Source organism: Acidovorax sp. GW821-FHT09B03 (assembly GCF_059418305.1).
In genome coordinates this window covers 694,600-711,349 of record NZ_JBWKPP010000001.1, presented here as the reverse complement: position 1 = coordinate 711,349, position 16,750 = coordinate 694,600, and the positions used below count along the sequence as shown (strand labels likewise).

Here is a 16,750-nt window from a genome sequence, read left to right as displayed (position 1 = left end):
TTGTAACCTAAGCCGCTACAATCACCTCCACATATTTCACTGGGATATGCGCTCTGGACGCTAACAAGCTGAAAGATGCACCAAATGGAAAGCCCCGCATGCGGGGCTTTCGTCTTTCTGGGGCTGGCAAGAACCCGCTACAAGTTAGGCGCCAGCAACCGCGCCAGCACGGCCTCGTCCATCCCCCGGCGCTGGGCCATGTCGTGCAGCTGGTCCTCGCCGATCTTGCCGACGCTGAAGTACGTGCTCTCAGGGTGGCCCAGGTAGAAGCCGCTCACGCTGGCGGCCGGCATCATGGCCAGGCTCTCGGTCAGGGTCATCCCGACCTCCTCGCACTGCAGCACGCGGAACAGCTCGCTCTTGGCGCTGTGGTCGGGGCAGGCGGGGTAGCCGGGCGCCGGGCGGATGCCGGCGTACTTCTCGCCGATCATCTCGTCGTTGGTCAGCTGCTCGCCTGCGGCATAGCCCCACAGGTCGGTGCGCACGCGCTGGTGCAGGCACTCGGCAAAGGCCTCGGCCAGGCGGTCGGCCAGGCTCTTGAACATGATGGCCGAGTAGTCGTCGAGCGCGTCGATGAAGGCCTTTTCCTTCTTCTCGATACCGAGGCCCGCCGTCACGGCGAACAGGCCGGCGTAGTCGGCGATGCCGCTGTCCTTGGGTGCGACGAAGTCGGCCAGGCAGCGGCTGGGGCGGGTCACGCCGTCGATGACGTGCTTTTCGGTCTGCTGGCGCATGCCGTACCAGGTCATGGCGACCTCGGTGCGGGTTTCGTCGGTGTAGAACTCGATGTCGTCGTCGTTCACGCTGTTGGCCGGGTACAGGCCCATCACGCCGCTGGCGGTGAGCCAGCGGCCCTCGATGATCTTTTTCAGCATGGCCTGCGCATCGGCGAACACGCGCGTGGCTTCCACGCCCACCACCTCGTCGGTCAGGATCGCGGGGTACGGGCCGGCCAAGTCCCAGGTCTGGAAGAACGGGCCCCAGTCGATGTAGCGCGCCAGCTCGGCCAGGTCGAAGTTCTTGAACACCCGGCGGCCCAGCGCGCGCGGCACGGTGGGTTGGAAAGCCGCCCAGTCCACCGGCGTCTTGTTGGCGCGGACCTTGGCCAGCGACCACAGCGGGGTCTGCTTCTTGTTGGCGTGCTGGGTGCGCACCTTATCGTAGTCGGCGTTGAGCTCCTGCACATAGCTGTGCACGCCGTCGCCCAGCAGGCTCTGGGCCACGCTCACGCTGCGCGAGGCATCGGGCACGTAGACGACAGGGCCTTCGTAGTGCGGCGCGATCTTCACGGCGGTGTGCACGCGGCTGGTGGTGGCGCCGCCGATGAGCAGCGGGATCTTCTTGATGCGGAAGTGGTCGTCCTTCTGCATCTCGCCGGCCACGTACTGCATCTCTTCGAGGCTGGGCGTGATCAGGCCCGACAGGCCCACGATGTCGGCCCCCTCGACCTTGGCGCGCGCCAGGATCTCGTGACAGGGCACCATCACGCCCATGTTCACCACCTCGAAGTTGTTGCACTGGAGCACGACGGTGACGATGTTCTTGCCGATGTCATGCACGTCGCCCTTGACGGTGGCGATGATGATCTTGCCCTTGCTGCGCACGTCGCGCCCGGCCAGTTCGTCCTGGCGCTTTTCTTCCTCGATGTAGGGAATCAGGTGGGCCACGGCGGACTTCATCACGCGCGCGCTCTTGACCACCTGGGGCAGGAACATCTTGCCGGCGCCGAACAGGTCGCCCACGACGTTCATGCCGTCCATCAGCGGGCCTTCGATCACGTGCAGCGGCCGCCCGCCCTTGGCGACGATGGCCTGGTAGGCCTCTTCGGTGTCTTCGACGATGAAGTCGGTGATGCCGTGCACCAGCGCATGCGACAGGCGCTCGCCCACGGTGCGCGGGGCCTCGGGCGTGCCGCGCCATTCGAGCTTCTTGCTTTCGTCCTTGGCGCCGCTCTTGGCGGTCTCGGCCACCTCGACCAAACGCTCGCCCGCATCGGGGCGGCGGTTGAGCACCACGTCCTCGACGCGTTCGCGCAGCGTGGGCTCCAGGTCGTCGTAGACGCCGACCATGCCGGCGTTGACGATGCCCATGTCCATGCCGGCCTGGATCGCGTGGTACAGGAACACGGTGTGGATCGCCTCGCGCACCGGGTCGTTGCCGCGGAAGCTGAAGCTCACGTTGGAGACACCGCCCGAGACCTTGGCGCCGGGCAGGTTCTGCTTGATCCAGCGCACGGCCTCGATGAAATCGACCGCGTAGTTGTTGTGCTCCTCGATGCCGGTGGCCACCGCGAAGATGTTGGGGTCGAAGATGATGTCCTCGGGCGGGAAGTCCACCTCGTCGACCAGCACGCGGTAGGCGCGCTCGCAGATCTCGATCTTGCGCTCGAAGGTGTCGGCCTGGCCCTTCTCGTCGAAGGCCATGACCACGGCGGCCGCGCCATAGCGCTTGACCAGGCGCGCCTCGTGCTTGAACTTGTCGATGCCCTCCTTCATGGAGATGGAGTTCACGATGCCCTTGCCCTGGATGCAGCGCAGGCCGGCCTCGATCACCTCCCACTTGGAGCTGTCCACCATGATGGGCACGCGCGCGATGTCGGGCTCGGAGGCGATGAGCTGCAGAAAGCGCACCATGGCCGCCTTGCTGTCGAGCATGGCCTCGTCCATGTTGATGTCGATCACCTGGGCGCCGTTTTCCACCTGCTGGCGCGCCACGGCCAGGGCCTCCTCGTACTGCCCGTTGAGGATCATGCGGGCAAAGGCCTTGGAGCCGGTGACGTTGGTGCGCTCGCCGATGTTGACGAACAGCGTGCCCTCGCCAATGGAGACGGGCTCCAGGCCGGACAGCTTCAGGGGGGGCATGGGAAGGGCGGACATCAGGCTCACCTGCAAGTGGGGTCGGTAACAGGTGAGCGTCGTTGCGGGGTGGTCGGCCCCGAGCCTGACGGATGGTTGCCTGGCAATCTGGGTGCCAGGCTTGTCCGCTGCAACGCTCCTCGGGGGAAGCGGCATTTTACCTGCCTAGCGAACGGGCAGGAACTGCAGAAAAGTGCCCCCCACGATCCCCTGCACATAGCTGATGGCCGCGCGGCGGTACTTCTCGGTCACCACCACCGCCACCAGGTCCAGGCGGGCGATGAGCTTGCCGAATTCGCGCTCGAAGCTCAGGTTGCGCCCCTGGGGACCGATCTCGTCGGCCCACAGCAGCGGCTGGCCCGCGCCATTGCGCCGCTGGGACAGCAGCCACACGGCCGACTCGACGTTGCGCGCGGCGTTGTACAGGTGCTGGGCATCGAGCGAGTCGAGCAGGAAGAACTCGGTCTTGCCGCCATGGGCGGTGACCAGCATGTCGGCCGTGGCGGCAATGAAGGCCGCCACCCGGTCGCCCGCGAATTCGGGGGCCAGAGCAAAGGCCAGGCCCGCGATGTCGCGCCGGCCCTGCAGCGGCGCCCAGGGCTGGCGCTGTTCCACGGCGGCGCGCACCTGCTCCATGGCCTGTTCGCGGCTGGTCGCGCCGCTTTTGCGCCACTCGGCCGGGTTGCGCCGGTAGAGCTTGTCCATCAGCAGGTACAGGCTGGCCAGGTTGTCGCGCATGGCCAGCGTGGCCATGCGGTTCACGTCCGACTGGGCCAGTTCGCCCGCAGTGGTGGGTGCGCCGCGCACCTCACCGCGCGCGGTGGGTGCCGGGGCGGAGCAACCGGCCAGAAAGGCAAGCGACGACAGGGCCAGCAAGGCCAGGGGGATGTGAAGGGATGCGGGTGCCACCATGTGCGCCCCATTATCGGCAACTGCCGGGCGCGCCCTGGTAACCGTGCGTCACCCGCCGTGCGGTATTCCTTCGATGGGGCACTCGGCCGTGCCCACCGTGCTGCGCGTGAGCGCCTGCACGGCGGCGCGCGTGCCGTCGGGGTCGGTCACCCAGCGCTGGTAGAAGCCGTAGGGGCAGGAGGCCACGCCCTTGTCCCCTTCGCCGGAATTGAGAACACCGGTGTAGCCGCGGTGCAGCAGCTTGAACAGGTGGTTCTCGGACTGACCGTTTCTGCGGAAATCGCGGATCAGGCTGGTGGAGAGGGCCGCGTACTGCACGCCGTATTCCTCCTCCCCGCACTCGCCCAGCGTGCGGCCGTCGAAGCCGATCAGCGCCGAGTGGCCGAAGTAGCTGTACACGCCGTCGAACCCCGCCGCATTGGCCACCGCCACGTAGGTGTTGTTGGCAAAGGCCATGGCCTTGCTCATCAGGATCTGCTGTTCCTTGGCCGGATACATATAGCCCTGGCAGCGCACGATGAGCTCGGCACCCTTCATCGCGCAGTCGCGCCAGATCTCGGGGTAGTTGCCGTCGTCGCAGATGATGAGGCTGATCTTGAGGCCCTTGGGCCCCTCGCTCACATAGGTCTGGTCGCCGGGGTACCAGCCCTCGATGGGCGTCCAGGGCATGATCTTGCGGTACTTCTGCACGATCTCGCCCTGGTCGTTCATCAGGATGAGCGTGTTGTAGGGCATCTTGTGCGGATGCTCTTCGTGCCGCTCGCCCGTGAGCGAGAACACGCCCCAGACCTTGGCCTTGCGGCAGGCAGCCGCGAAGATTTCCGTCTCGGGGCCAGGAATGGTGGTGGCGGTATCCATCATCTCCTGGCGGTCATACATGATGCCGTGGGTGCTGTATTCGGGGAAGACCACGAGGTCCATGCCCGGCAAGCCGGTCTTCATGCCCACCAGCATGTCGGCGATCCTGCGCGCGTTGTCCAGCACGTCGGCCTGGGTGTGCAGGCGCGGCATCTTGTAGTTGACGACCGCGACGCCCACGGTGTCCTTGCTGCTTGAAATATCGCCGTGGATCATGGCGTGGTCTCCTTGGGAATCGTTGATTCGTCAGTGGCTGATCATCCAGGGCCTTTTTGTGGGAAAGGTCTTCGCGCCACTCGGTGCCGTGACCGTCCCGCCGCGCTTGCTGCCACCGCCGCTGCAGCAGCCACACCCCGAGGGGTGGCGCAGCCGGCCGTAGCTGCCGGCATCGCCATCGCGCGAGGACGAGCGCGGGGCGTGCTGCGCGCGCTCGTTGGTGTCGTGCGCGCGGCGCTGCTCGGGGCTCACGCAGGCCAGATGGGGGGCGTAGGCGAACACGCGCGCCGCTGCGGCCCCGCATTCGGGGCAGGCGCAGGGCTCGTTGCGCAGGGCCACGCTGCGCAGCGCATCGAAGTTGCCGCAGTCGGGGCAGGCGTAGTCGTAGGTGGGCATGGGCGGGCCTTCGTGGCTACTTGTCTTGCGAGATCGGCATGTCGATGCTGCCGTCGAGCATCTTCACCGGGCCGGCGGCCGTGGGGTTGATGTCGAAGTCGAAGATCTCGGTGGGCAGCCACAGCGTGGCGCAGGCATTGGGCACGTCGACCACGCCGCTGATGTGGCCCTGCACCGGGGCCGTGCCCAGGATGGAATAGGCCTGCGCGCCGCTGTAGCCGAACTTTTTCAGGTACTCGATGGCGTTCAGGCAGGCCTGGCGGTAGGCCACCGTGACATCCAGGTAATGCTGCTTGCCCGATTCGTCGACCGAGATGCCCTCGAAGATCAGGTAGTCCTTGTAGTTGGGGGTGACAGGGCTGGGCTTGAAGATCGGGTTCTTGATGCCGTACTTGGCCATGCCGCCCTTGATCAGGCTGACCTTCATGTGCACCCAGCCCGCCATTTCGATGGCGCCGCAGAAGGTGATCTCGCCGTCGCCCTGGCTGAAGTGCAGGTCACCCACCGAGAGCCCCGCGCCTTCGACGTAGACCGGGAAATACACCTTGGAGCCGCGCGAGAGGTCCTTGATGTCGCAGTTGCCACCGTGCTCGCGTGGCGGCACCGTGCGTGCGCCCTCGGCGGCGGCCTTGGCCTTGGCCTCGCCCTGCAGCTTGCCCATGTGGGCGGTGATTCCGTTGGGCGGGTTGGCCAGGCCGGGCACGCGGTCCGGGTCGGTGGCGATCAGCTCGGCCTCGCGCGCATTCCAGGCATCGAGCATCTTCTGGTCGGGCAGGCAGCCGATCAGGCCGGGGTGGATCAGGCCCGCGAAGTTCACGCCCGGGATGTGGCGGCTGTTGGTGAACATGCCGTGGAAGTCCCAGATGGACTTTTGCGCCAGCGGGTAGTGCTCGGTCAGGAAGCCGCCGCCGTTCTTCTTGGAGAAGAAGCCGTTGAAGCCCCACAGGCTGTCGTCGCGCGCGCCGATGTCGAGCAGGTCCACCACCAGCAGGTCGCCCGGCTCGGCGCCCTTGACGCCCACGGGGCCCGACAGGAAGTGCACAGTGGACAGGTCCACGTCGCGCACGTCGTCGGCGCTGTCGTCATTCTTGATGGCGCCGCCGGTCCAGTCGTAGGTTTCGAGCTTGAACTCCGCCCCGGGCTCCACCCACACGGCCATGGGGATGTCCGGGTGCCAGCGGTTGTGCACCTGGGGGTTGTCGTACGGCGACTGCTTGAGGTCCACCTTGATCAGGGTATCGGCCATGGCGTGTTGCTCCTTGGATGGTTGTGGAAGGGGAACGAAGAGAGAAAAGAAAGAGGGGCTCAGACCGAGAGGTAGGCCTTGATGTGCTGCTGGTCGGTATCGGCGCGCGCGGTCTCGTGCACCAGACGGCCGCCTTCGATAACGAACAGGCGGTCGGCCACGTCCATGGCGAACGAGAGCACCTGCTCGCTGACCACGATGGTGATCTTGCGCAGCTTGCGGATCTCGTTGAGGGCCCGGGCGATGTCCTTGATGATGGAAGGCTGGATGCCCTCGGTGGGCTCGTCGAGCAGCAGCACCTTGGGGTCGGTGACCAGCGCGCGCGCAATCGCCAGTTGCTGCTGCTGCCCGCCCGAAAGGTTGCCGCCCTTGCGCCGGCGCATGTCCCACAGCACGGGGAACAGGGCGTAGATCTCATCGGGGATCTCGCGCGTCTTCGAGTTCTCCAGCCCCGTCTGGATGTTCTCTTCCACCGTGAGCGTGGGAAAGATCATGCGGCCCTGGGGCACGTAGGCAATGCCCTTGGCCACGCGGCGAAAGCTCTCGTCACGCGTCACCTCCTGGCCGGCCACGGTGATGCTGCCACTCTTGACCGGCATCACCCCCATGAGGCTCTTGAACAGCGTGGTCTTGCCCATGCCGTTGCGGCCCATGATGGCCACGGTCTCGTTGGCCCGGCCCTCGAAGGAGATGCCGTGCAGTGCTTCGCTCTGGCCATAGGCCACGAACAGGTCCTTGACTTCCAACATACGGTGGTGCTCCTGTGCGGGGTGGCTCGGTCAGTGGCCGAGGTAGACGTCGATCACCTTGGGGTCGTTCTGGACCTTGTCCATCGAGCCCTCGGCCAGGATCTTTCCCTGGTGCATGACGGTGACCTTGTGCGCGATGCGCTTGACGAACTCCATGTCGTGCTCGATCACGATCACCGCGCGGTTCTTGCAGATGCGCTGCAGCAGCTCGGCCGTGAGCTCGCGCTCGCGTGCGCTCATGCCGGCAATCGGCTCGTCGAGCATCAGCAGCTCGGGCTCCTGCATCAGCAGCATGCCGATCTCCAGCCACTGCTTCTGGCCGTGCGAGAGCAGGCCGGCCTCGGTGTCGAGCTTGTCCCCGAGGCCGATGTCGTCGGCCACGGCCTGCACGCGCTCCTTCACCGCCGGGGTGCAGCGGAACGCGAGTGCGCCGAACACTGAGCGCCCCGAGGGGTAGGAGACCTCCAGGTTCTGGAACACCGAGAGGTTCTCGTAGATCGAGGGCGTCTGGAACTTGCGGCCGATCCCCAGGCGCACACGCTTGTGCTCGGCCATGCGCGTGAGCTCCTCGTTCCGGAACTTGATGCTGCCGCCGGTGGCGCGCGTCTTGCCGCAGATCAGGTCCAGGAGCGTGGTCTTGCCCGCGCCGTTGGGGCCGATGATCACGCGCAGTTCGTTCTTGTCAACGTACAGCGTGAGGGCGTCGATGGCCTTGAAGCCGTCAAACGAGACCGTGAGGTCTTCCACGGCCAGGGCGAAGTCGGTGTTGCTCATGGGGGTGCTCCGGGTGCGGGGTGCGCTCAGGCGCGCTGGCTGCTGGCGCCTTCAGGCAGGCTCGGGGCGGCGGCCGGCGCATCGGTGGGCGGGCGGCTTGGCGGTGCCACCGGCGCCCGCACCGACGCCTGGCGCAGCGCCTCGCGGCGGCCCTTCCACCAGGGCACGATGTGGCTCTCCCACAGGCCGGCCAGGCCCATGGGGAAGGCCATGGTCACGCCGATGAACAGGGCGGCCATGAGGAACAGCCACAGGTCGGGAAAGCTTTCGGAGAAGTAGGTCTTGCCGGCGTTGACCAGCAAGGTGCCGTACACCGCCCCGACCAGGCTCATGCGCCCCCCCACGGCAGCGTAGATCACCATCTCGATGGAGGGCACGATGCCCACGAAGCTCGGCGACATGAAGCCCACCTGCAGCGAGAACAGCGCACCGCCGATGCCCGACAGCGCGGCCGCCAGGCAGAAGGTGAAGACCTTGAAGTTGGCCACGTCGTAGCCCGAGAAGCGCACGCGGTCTTCCTTGTCGCGCATGGCCAAGAGCAGGGTGCCGAGCTTGCTGGTCTGGATGAAGCGGCACAGCACGATGGACAGCACCAGCAGCGCCACGCACACGTAGTACAGGATGTACTTGGCGCTGTCGGTGCGCGTGTCCCAGCCCCACAGGGTCTTGAGGTCGGTCATGCCGTTGACGCCGCCGGTGTAGCCCTGCTGGCCGATGATGAGCACGGTGCAGATCAGCGCCACGGCCTGGGTGATGATGGCGAAGTACACGCCGCCCACGCGGCGCTTGAACATGGCGAAGCTCACGATAAAGGCCAGCAATGTGGGCACCACGATCACCGCGGCCAGCGAGAACGGCAGGCTCTTGAACGGCACCCAGAACGCGGGCAGCTCGGTGATCTGGTTCCAGTCCATGAAGTCGGGGATGCCGGGGGTGGACTGGATCTTGGTGGCGATGGGGTCGGACGCCTCGAGCTTGAGGAACATCGCCATGGCGTAGCCGCCCAGGCCGAAGAACACGCCCTGCCCCAGGCTGAGCACGCCGCCGTAGCCCCAGACCATGACCAGGCCGATGGCCACGAAGGCGTAGGTGAGGTACTTGCCGACCAGGTTCAGGCGAAAGATGTCGAGCGCCAGTGGCAGCACCACGGCCAGCAGCACGGTGAGCAGCACCAGGCTGGCGAGCTGGTAGCGCTGGATCCAGGCTTTGAGGGCATTCATGAAAAGACTCCGGTGGTGGACTCGGGGGGAAATCGATCGGTGCTCAGCGGCGCACCTTGGAGGCGAACAGGCCCTGCGGCCGCACCATCAGGATCAGCACGATCAGCGACAGCGTGATCACCTTGGCCATGGAGCCGGCCAGGAAGAACTCGGTGATGGACTGCGTCTGCGCGATGCCGAAGGCCGAGACCACCGTGCCCAGCAGGCTGGCCGCACCGCCGAAGGTGACGACCAGGAAGGCGTCCACGATGTAGAGCGAGCCCGAGGTCGGCCCGGTGGAGCCGATGGTGGTGAAGGCGGCCCCCGCCACGCCGGCGATGCCGCAGCCGATGGCGAAGGTCAGGCGGTCGGTCTTTTGCGTATCGATGCCCGTGGCATTGGCCATCACGCGGTTGGCCACGGTGGCACGCACGCGCAGGCCCCAGCGACTGCGGTGCAGCGCCAGCAGCACGCCGCAGGTGACCACCACCGTGAGCCCCAGCACGAACATGCCGTTGATGGGGATATCCAGGCCCTCGACGGGTGCCCACGAGCCCAGCAGCCAGTCGGGCAAGGTGGGGCTGACTTCCTTGGGGCCGATGAAGGTGCGAAAGCACTGCTGCAGCGCCAGGCTGATGCCCCAGGTGGCCAGCAGCGTATCGAGCGGGCGCTTGTACAGGTGGCGTATCAGGCCCCATTCCACGAGCCAGCCCGCGGCGAAGGCAATGCCGAAAGCAGCCACGATGGCCACCGGAAAGTAGTAGGCCACCAGCTGCGGCGCATGCGTCGACGCGAGCGTGGAGCCCAGGTAGATGGTGTAGGCGCCGATGGTCATGAACTCGCCATGCGCCATGTTGATCACGCCCATCTGCCCGAAGATGATGGCCAGCCCTAGGCCCATGAGCAGCAGCACGGCGAACAGGCTCAGGCCCGCAAAGCCCTGCATGAGGCCGATGTTGAGCATTTCTGAGAAGGTCATGGGTGCTGCTCCTGAGCGCAAACGGGTCGGTACGAAGAACGGGGCACGCAAAGGCACGGCCCAAGCCAGGGACGCCGAGCAAGGGCCGCCCCGCAGCGAGGGCGTCGTCCCCCTCCCGCGAAGCGAGAGAGGGGGAAGCGGCGTAGCCGCTCAGGGGGTGGTTACTGATACCCTTTGGGGAAGGGATCGGGCTTGATAAGCTCCGGCGATTCGGCAACGACCTTGAAGCTGGCGTCCGGCATGCCCATGGCGATGCGCGACTTGCTCCACAGGTGGTGGTTGGCGTCGAGCTTGACGTAGCCCTCGGGCGCGGTCTTGAGCTCGATGCCCGGCGATGCGGCCACCACCTTGTCCACGTCGAAGCTCTTGGCCTTCTCGACCGCGGCCTTCCACAGCCAGGGGCCCAGGTAGCCGGCCTGAGTCACGTCGCCGATCACCGCGTCCTTGCCGTACTTGCCCTTGAAGGCGGCGACGAACTTCTTGTTGTTCTCGTTGTCCAGCGACTGGAAGTACTTCATCGACGAGAAGAAACCCGCGAAGTTCTCGCCACCCACGCCGGTCATCTCGTCCTCGGTGACCGAGAGCGTGACCAGCAGTTGCTTGTCGCCGGTGATGCCGGCGGCCTTGAGCGCCTTGTAGAAGGCCACGTTGGAGCCGCCCACCACGGCCACGAACAGGCAGTCGGGCTTTTGCACCTTGATCTTGTTCATCAGCGAGCCGAAGTTGGTGCTGCCCAATGGGTAGTACTCCTCGCCGACGATCTTGCCCTTCTGGAAGTTCTCGACATGCTTGCGCGCGATCTTCATCGAGGTGCGCGGCCAGATGTAGTCCGATCCGATCAGGAAGAAGGTCTTGGCCTTCTTCTCGGTCTTGGCCCACTCCAGGCTGTACAGGATCTGCTGCGTGGCCTCCTGGCCGGTGTAGATCACGTTCTTGGACTGCTCCAGGCCTTCGTAGAAGGTGGGGTAGTAGAGCAGGCCGTTCTCTTTCTCGAACACCGGCAGCACGGCCTTGCGCGAGGCGCTGGTCCAGCAGCCGAACACCGCGGCGCAGTGGTCGTTGATGAGCAGCTTCTTGGACTTTTCGGCGAAGGTGGGCCAGTCGGAGGCACCGTCTTCCTTGATGACCTTGATCTTGCGGCCGAGCACACCGCCCATGGCGTTGATCTGGTCGATGGCGAGCTGTTCGGCCTGGATGGAGCCGGTCTCGGAGATGGCCATGGTGCCGGTGGCCGAATGCAGCTGGCCCACGGTGACCTCGGTGTCCGTCACGGCCAGCTTGGTGGTGTTGACAGCGGCCGTGGTCTGGCCAAAGGACCAGGCCGGCAGGCCTGCCATCGAGGCGGCGCCCATGGCCTGCAGCAGGCGGCGACGGCCGCCGTCCGTGGAGGGGTTGGTGCCCAGGGCATTCGGATCGGTGAGGTGCTTCATGGTGAAAACGCTCCTTGCTACAGACGGTTTGGGGTGGTGTGCGGCGCTGGCCGGCTGGGTTGCTGTGGGTGCCGCGCTGGTGCCAAGATTAGGGACAACCCTGGTACGCGCCCATACGTCAATTAACGTAGCCCGTGCGTACGCACCACCCGGCAAGCGTTGCTAGAACGTTTCTTGCATGGGCCCGTGCATGCCCTCCACCCCCCCGTCCGTCGCACCGCAGCCTGCCCAGCAGACGATCTTTCGCTTTCGGCGCGAGTACAACGCCTGGGTGGCCGACGAGACCATGGAGGACTACGCGCTGCGCTACACCGCCAAGAGCTTTCGGCGCTGGAGCGAGTTCCGCGTGGCGAACACGGCGTTCGGCTCGCTGTCCTTCCTGGCACTGGAGGCCATCGGCGGGGCCATCGCGCTCAACTACGGCTTTTCCAATGCCATGTGGGCCATCCTCGCGGTGGGGGTGCTGATCTTCCTGACCGGGCTGCCGATTGCCTACTACGCAGCGCGCTACGGCCTGGACATGGACCTGCTCACGCGCGGTGCGGGCTTCGGCTACCTGGGCTCGACCATCACCTCGCTGATCTACGCGGTGTTCACCTTCATCTTCTTCGCGCTGGAGGCGGCCATCATGGCGCTGGCGTTGCAGATGGTGGTGGACTGGCCACTGCAGTGGTGCTACGTGGTCTCGTCCCTGGTCATCCTGCCCATGGCCATGCGCGGCATCACGCTGATCTCGCGCCTGCAGGCGTGGACGCAGCCGCTGTGGCTGTTTTTGCTGCTGCTGCCCTTCGTGTGGATCGCGCTCACCCAGCCGCAGCTGTACCGTGACTTCGCCGGGCTGTCGGGCCTCAAGAGCGGCAGCAGCCAGTTCAACCTGCTGATGTTCGGCGTGGCGGGCACGGTGATCTTCTCGCTGGTGGTGCAGATCGGCGAGCAGGTGGACTTCCTGCGCTTCCTGCCCGAGCGCACGGCCGCCAACCGCTGGCGCTGGTGGGGCGCGGTGCTGGTGGCCGGCCCGGGCTGGATCGTGATGGGCATGCTGAAGATGGCGGGCGGCGCCTTCCTGGCGTTCGCGGCGCTGCAGTTCGAAGTGGGCACCACGCGCGCGGCCGAGCCCACGCAGATGTTCCTCGCGGGCTTCCACCAGGTCATGCAGGCGCTGGGCCTGCCGGGCCTGGCAGTGGCGGTCACGGTGCTGTTCGTCGTGGTCTCGCAGATCAAGATCAACCTGACCAATGCCTACGCGGGCTCGCTTGCCTGGTCCAACTTCTTCGCGCGCATCACGCGCAGCCACCCCGGGCGCGTGGTCTGGCTGGTGTTCAACGTGGGCATTGCCACGCTGCTCATGACGCTCGGGGTGTTCGGCGCGCTCGAGAAGGTGCTGGCCGTCTACAGCAACGTGGCCATCGCCTGGGTGGGGGCGCTGGTGGCCGACCTGGTGATCAACAAGCCGCTCGGGCTGTCGCCGCCGGGCATCGAGTTCCGGCGCGCGCACCTGTACGACTTCAACCCCGTGGGGCTGGGCTCCATGGTGCTGGCGGCCACGGTGGCCTGTTGCGCCTATGCCGGCATGCTGGGCGAAATGGCGGCCGCGTTCTCGCCCTTCATCGCGCTCGTGCTGTCGATGGCGCTGGCCCCACTGCTGGCCTGGGCCACCCGGGGGCGCTACTACCTGGCGCGCCAGCCCGACACCACCTGGCAGCCCGGCGAGGCCGTGCGCTGCACGGTGTGCGAGAACCAGTTCGAGTCCGAGGACATGGCGCGTTGCCCGGCCTACGGCGCGGCCATCTGCTCGTTGTGCTGCTCGCTCGAATCGCGCTGCCACGACCGCTGCAAGACCGGTTCGCGCGCCACCGACCAGCTGCGCGCCGTGGCGGCGCTGCTGCTGCCACGCCACTGGGCAGCCAAGGTCAACTTCCGCATGGGGCAGTACCTGATGGTGATGGTCTCGCTGTGCGCGGTGCTGGTGTTCCTGCTCGGCGTGGTCTACGTGCAGGAAAGCCTGGAAACGCCCGCGCAGTTCTTGCGCATGCCGTTCTTCAAGGTGTTCGCGCTGCTGGCGCTGCTGGCGGCCGTGTGCGCCTGGTGGGTGGTGCTGAGCACCGACAGCCGGCGCATGGCGCAGGACGAGTCGGAGCGCCAGACGCAGCTCTTGCTGCAGGAAATAGAAGCCCACAAGCGCACCGACGCCGAGCTGCAGGCCGCCAAGGACCAGGCCGAGTCGGCCAGCCTGGCCAAGACGCGCTACGTGGCCGGCATGACGCATGAATTGCGCTCACCCCTCAACAGCATCCTCGGCTACACGCAGATCCTGCTCAAGAACCCACAGACCGAGGGCTGGCTGCGCGAGAGCCTGTCCACCATCCAGCACAGCGGGCAGCACATGCATGCACTGATCGACGGCTCGCTGGAGCTGGCGCGCATCGAGGCCGGCCGGCTGCGCCTGGACCTGGCGCCCCTGCCCCTGCCCGAGCTGATCCAGAACGTGGAAGGCATGCTGCGCCCGCAGGCCGAGGCCAGGGGCCTGCGCTTCGTGGTGCAGACCGAAGGCACCATGCCGGGCTGGATACGCGCCGATGCCAAGCGCCTGCGCCAGATCCTGATCAACCTGCTGTCCAACGCCGTGCGCTTCACCGAGCGCGGCGAGGTGCGATTGCGCATGGACTTTCGCCCGCATGTCTCGCGCATCGAGGTCATCGACACCGGCATCGGCATCGAGCCGCAGGACCGCGAGCGCATTTTCCTGCCCTTCGAGCGCGGCAGCGCCGGGCGCCGGGCCAGCGAGGCCGGCACCGGCCTGGGCCTGACCATCACGCACCTGCTCACCCAGCTCATGGGCGGCGAGCTCACGGTGGCCAGCACCCCGGGCCAGGGCAGCACCTTCACCGTGCGCCTGTACCTGCCCGGCATCTCGCCCGACCCGGCGTGGCGCCCGGCCCACATGGCGGCCCTGCGCCCGGTGATCGGCCACATCGCCCCGCGCCGCACGCTGCTGGTGGTGGACGACCAGCCGCTGCAGCGCCAGCTGCTGGCCGGCCTGCTGGTGCCGCTGGGCTTCATCGTGCGCGAGGCGGCCAGCGGGCGCGAGTGCGTGGAGATCGTGCGCCAGACCCCGCCCGACCTGGTGCTGCTCGACATCTCCATGGACGACCTCGATGGCTGGCAGACCGCGGGTCTGCTGCGCACCTTGCTGCCTGCCAGCGCGCTGCCCATCGTCTTCGTCTCGGCCAACCAGTTCGACCACGAGCCCGGGCGCCTGGCGGCCATGCAGGTGCAGGGCTTCGTGGGCAAGCCGGTGATCGAGTCCGAGCTGCTGCGTGCGCTGCAGGCGGCGCTGCAGCTCGAATGGGTGCACGACAACACCCCGCAGCCCCTGCCGCCCCCAGCGGACCAGGCCGCGGGTCCGGTGCCCGCTCCCGCCAGCCTGCCCCAGGACCTGCGCGACGGCCTGACGCGCCTGGCGCGCCAGGGCCAGGCCGGTGCCGTGCGCGAGCTGCTGCGCCAGGCGCGTGCCCAGCTGCCGGCCCACGCTGCGGCACTGGCCGTGCTGCAGGCCTGTGCCGACCGTTTCGACTTCGAGGCCCTGGCCCGCCACCTTCGAGAACCCGACCATGAACAGTCCCTTTGATCCCACCGCACCGGTCAGCCCCGGCGTGCCCGGCCAGCGCGTCATCCTGGTGGTGGACGACGCCCTGGACACCCTGCGCATGCTCTGCGACGCGCTGGCCGCCGAGGGCTACGCCGTGCTGGCCGCGCGCGACGCCGAAGAGGCGCTGCAACGCTTCGACATGGTGGTGCCCGATGGCGTGCTGCTCGACGCGGTGATGCCGGGCATCGACGGCTTCGCGCTGTGCCGCCAACTCAAGGCCACGCCGCCGTGGTCGCACGTGCCCATCGTGTTCATGACCGGGCTGTCGGACACGGCGCAGATCCTGCAGGGCTTTGCCAGCGGTGGCGTGGACTACGTGGTCAAGCCGCTGCGCATCCCCGAGGTGCTGGCGCGCCTGGCGACCCATGTGCGCAATGCCCAGGCCACGCGCCTGGCGCGCGAGGCAGTGGACGTGGCCGGCCTGGGCGTGGTGGTGCTCGATGGCCAGGGCCGCATGGCCTGGCGCTCTCCCCAGGCCACGCGCTGGCTGGAAGACGCCTTCGCCCATGCCGAGGCCCCCGCCGAAGTGGCCGCCGCCTGGCTGGTGCAGGCCCAGCGCGATGGCGAACAGACCCTGGCCCTGGCCGACGGCCGCCAGCTGCTGGCCCGGCACATGGGCGCCAGCGGCCTGGCCGAATCGATGCTGCTGCTCAGCCACGCCCGGCCCGAGGCCGCAGCGCCGCGCCACCTTCAGCAGGTGGCGCTGACGCCGCGCGAGACCGAGGTGCTCTCGTGGCTCACCAAGGGCAAGACCAACCGCGACATCGCCGACATCCTGGGCATGAGCCCGCGCACGGTGAACAAGCACCTGGAGCACATCTTCGAGAAGCTGGGGGTGGAGACCCGCACGGCAGCAGCCGCCATCGCGGGGCAGTTGCTGCAGGGTTGAGATGAAGCACCTCCTGGCCGCGCCAGTTTCACCCCCTGCGGTCAGGCACCGCTGGTTTCAAGGCTGGGCGATGCCTTGCGCACTGGCCGGCAGGCCGAACACATGGTCGAACACCCAGTTGAAGACAAAGGTGTAGCACAGGAAGAAGACGATCATGCCGATGTCCATCACCAGCGCCTGCCACAGGCTGATGTGGAACCACCAGGCAAAGATCGGCACCAGGGTGACCACCAGGCCCATCTCGAAGCTGATGGCATGCACCACCCGGCGCCTGGTGCTGCGCCCGCGCACTTCCTGGCGCGACTCCCAGCGCTCGAAGGCCCAGTTGAACAGCAGGTTCCAGGCCACGGCGATGAGGGCCGCAACGGCAGCAATCACGCCCGCATGCGCGGCGCCCTGGCCGGTGAGGAAGGCCAGCCCCGCCGTGGCGGCAAAGATGGCGATGAGTTCGTACAGCGTGACGTAGACGACGCGGCGCTTGACGCCCTGAAGGCCGGCGGCAGCCTGCGGCGCTGCCAGGGAGGTGGTGGTGTTCTGCGTTTCCATGGCACGAACTTTATGTGCTTGCGGCTGATATAAAAAGTTAGCTTGTATCAGT

General features: G+C 66.9%; 13 protein-coding genes and 1 riboswitch. Of the genes, 2 read left to right on the top strand and 11 right to left on the bottom strand.

From position 1 onward, the window contains the following. Positions 1-137 precede the first annotated feature (137 nt). The 10 genes from metH to urtA form a co-directional block, all read right to left on the bottom strand. Complete coding sequence (gene metH, locus AC07PA_RS03270) at positions 138-2,876, bottom strand: methionine synthase (protein ID WP_081497425.1); 2,739 nt, start codon at positions 2,874-2,876, stop codon at positions 138-140. A gap of 26 nt (positions 2,877-2,902) precedes the next feature. Then, a riboswitch (S-adenosyl-L-homocysteine riboswitch) is annotated at positions 2,903-3,003 on the bottom strand. A 17-nt stretch (positions 3,004-3,020) separates the two neighbouring features. Continuing rightward, entirely contained in the window at positions 3,021-3,767 is a 747-nt protein-coding gene (locus AC07PA_RS03265) for a hypothetical protein (RefSeq protein WP_494603212.1), read from the bottom strand. Between the two features lie 48 nt (positions 3,768-3,815). Continuing rightward, entirely contained in the window at positions 3,816-4,841 is a 1,026-nt protein-coding gene (locus AC07PA_RS03260) for an aliphatic amidase (RefSeq protein ID WP_494603213.1), read from the bottom strand. Between the two features lie 30 nt (positions 4,842-4,871). Further along, on the bottom strand, positions 4,872-5,237 hold the full coding sequence (locus AC07PA_RS03255; RefSeq protein WP_007860417.1) for an FmdB family zinc ribbon protein: 366 nt from the start codon (positions 5,235-5,237) through the stop codon (positions 4,872-4,874). A gap of 16 nt (positions 5,238-5,253) precedes the next feature. Beyond that, positions 5,254-6,483, bottom strand: a complete 1,230-nt coding sequence (gene fmdA / locus AC07PA_RS03250) for a formamidase (RefSeq protein ID WP_007860420.1) — start codon at positions 6,481-6,483, stop codon at positions 5,254-5,256. Between the two features lie 59 nt (positions 6,484-6,542). Continuing rightward, positions 6,543-7,232: an urea ABC transporter ATP-binding subunit UrtE gene (urtE, locus tag AC07PA_RS03245; protein ID WP_494603215.1), complete on the bottom strand. Its 690-nt coding sequence runs from the start codon at positions 7,230-7,232 to the stop codon at positions 6,543-6,545. 30 nt (positions 7,233-7,262) lie between these two features. Continuing rightward, complete coding sequence (urtD, locus tag AC07PA_RS03240) at positions 7,263-8,006, bottom strand: urea ABC transporter ATP-binding protein UrtD (RefSeq protein WP_494603217.1); 744 nt, start codon at positions 8,004-8,006, stop codon at positions 7,263-7,265. A 26-nt stretch (positions 8,007-8,032) separates the two neighbouring features. Beyond that, on the bottom strand, positions 8,033-9,226 hold the full coding sequence (gene urtC, locus AC07PA_RS03235; protein ID WP_494603219.1) for an urea ABC transporter permease subunit UrtC: 1,194 nt from the start codon (positions 9,224-9,226) through the stop codon (positions 8,033-8,035). Between the two features lie 43 nt (positions 9,227-9,269). Continuing rightward, positions 9,270-10,184 (bottom strand): urea ABC transporter permease subunit UrtB, encoded by a 915-nt coding sequence (gene urtB / locus AC07PA_RS03230; protein ID WP_007860428.1) that lies wholly within the window; start codon positions 10,182-10,184, stop codon positions 9,270-9,272. Between the two features lie 161 nt (positions 10,185-10,345). After that, on the bottom strand, positions 10,346-11,614 hold the full coding sequence (urtA, locus tag AC07PA_RS03225) for an urea ABC transporter substrate-binding protein (RefSeq protein WP_494603221.1): 1,269 nt from the start codon (positions 11,612-11,614) through the stop codon (positions 10,346-10,348). A gap of 190 nt (positions 11,615-11,804) precedes the next feature. Here urtA and AC07PA_RS03220 point away from each other — a divergent pair, with 190 nt between their 5' ends. Continuing rightward, positions 11,805-15,242 (top strand): hybrid sensor histidine kinase/response regulator, encoded by a 3,438-nt coding sequence (locus AC07PA_RS03220; RefSeq protein WP_494603223.1) that lies wholly within the window; start codon positions 11,805-11,807, stop codon positions 15,240-15,242. Then, positions 15,226-16,152: a response regulator gene (locus AC07PA_RS03215; RefSeq protein WP_494603225.1), complete on the top strand. Its 927-nt coding sequence runs from the start codon at positions 15,226-15,228 to the stop codon at positions 16,150-16,152. The genes AC07PA_RS03220 and AC07PA_RS03215 overlap by 17 nt, the downstream gene beginning before the upstream one ends. Before the next feature lie 57 nt (positions 16,153-16,209). On the opposite strand, the gene AC07PA_RS03210 is transcribed toward AC07PA_RS03215, so the two are convergent. Further along, positions 16,210-16,698 (bottom strand): PACE efflux transporter, encoded by a 489-nt coding sequence (locus AC07PA_RS03210; RefSeq protein WP_007860447.1) that lies wholly within the window; start codon positions 16,696-16,698, stop codon positions 16,210-16,212. Positions 16,699-16,750: the final 52 nt, after the last annotated feature.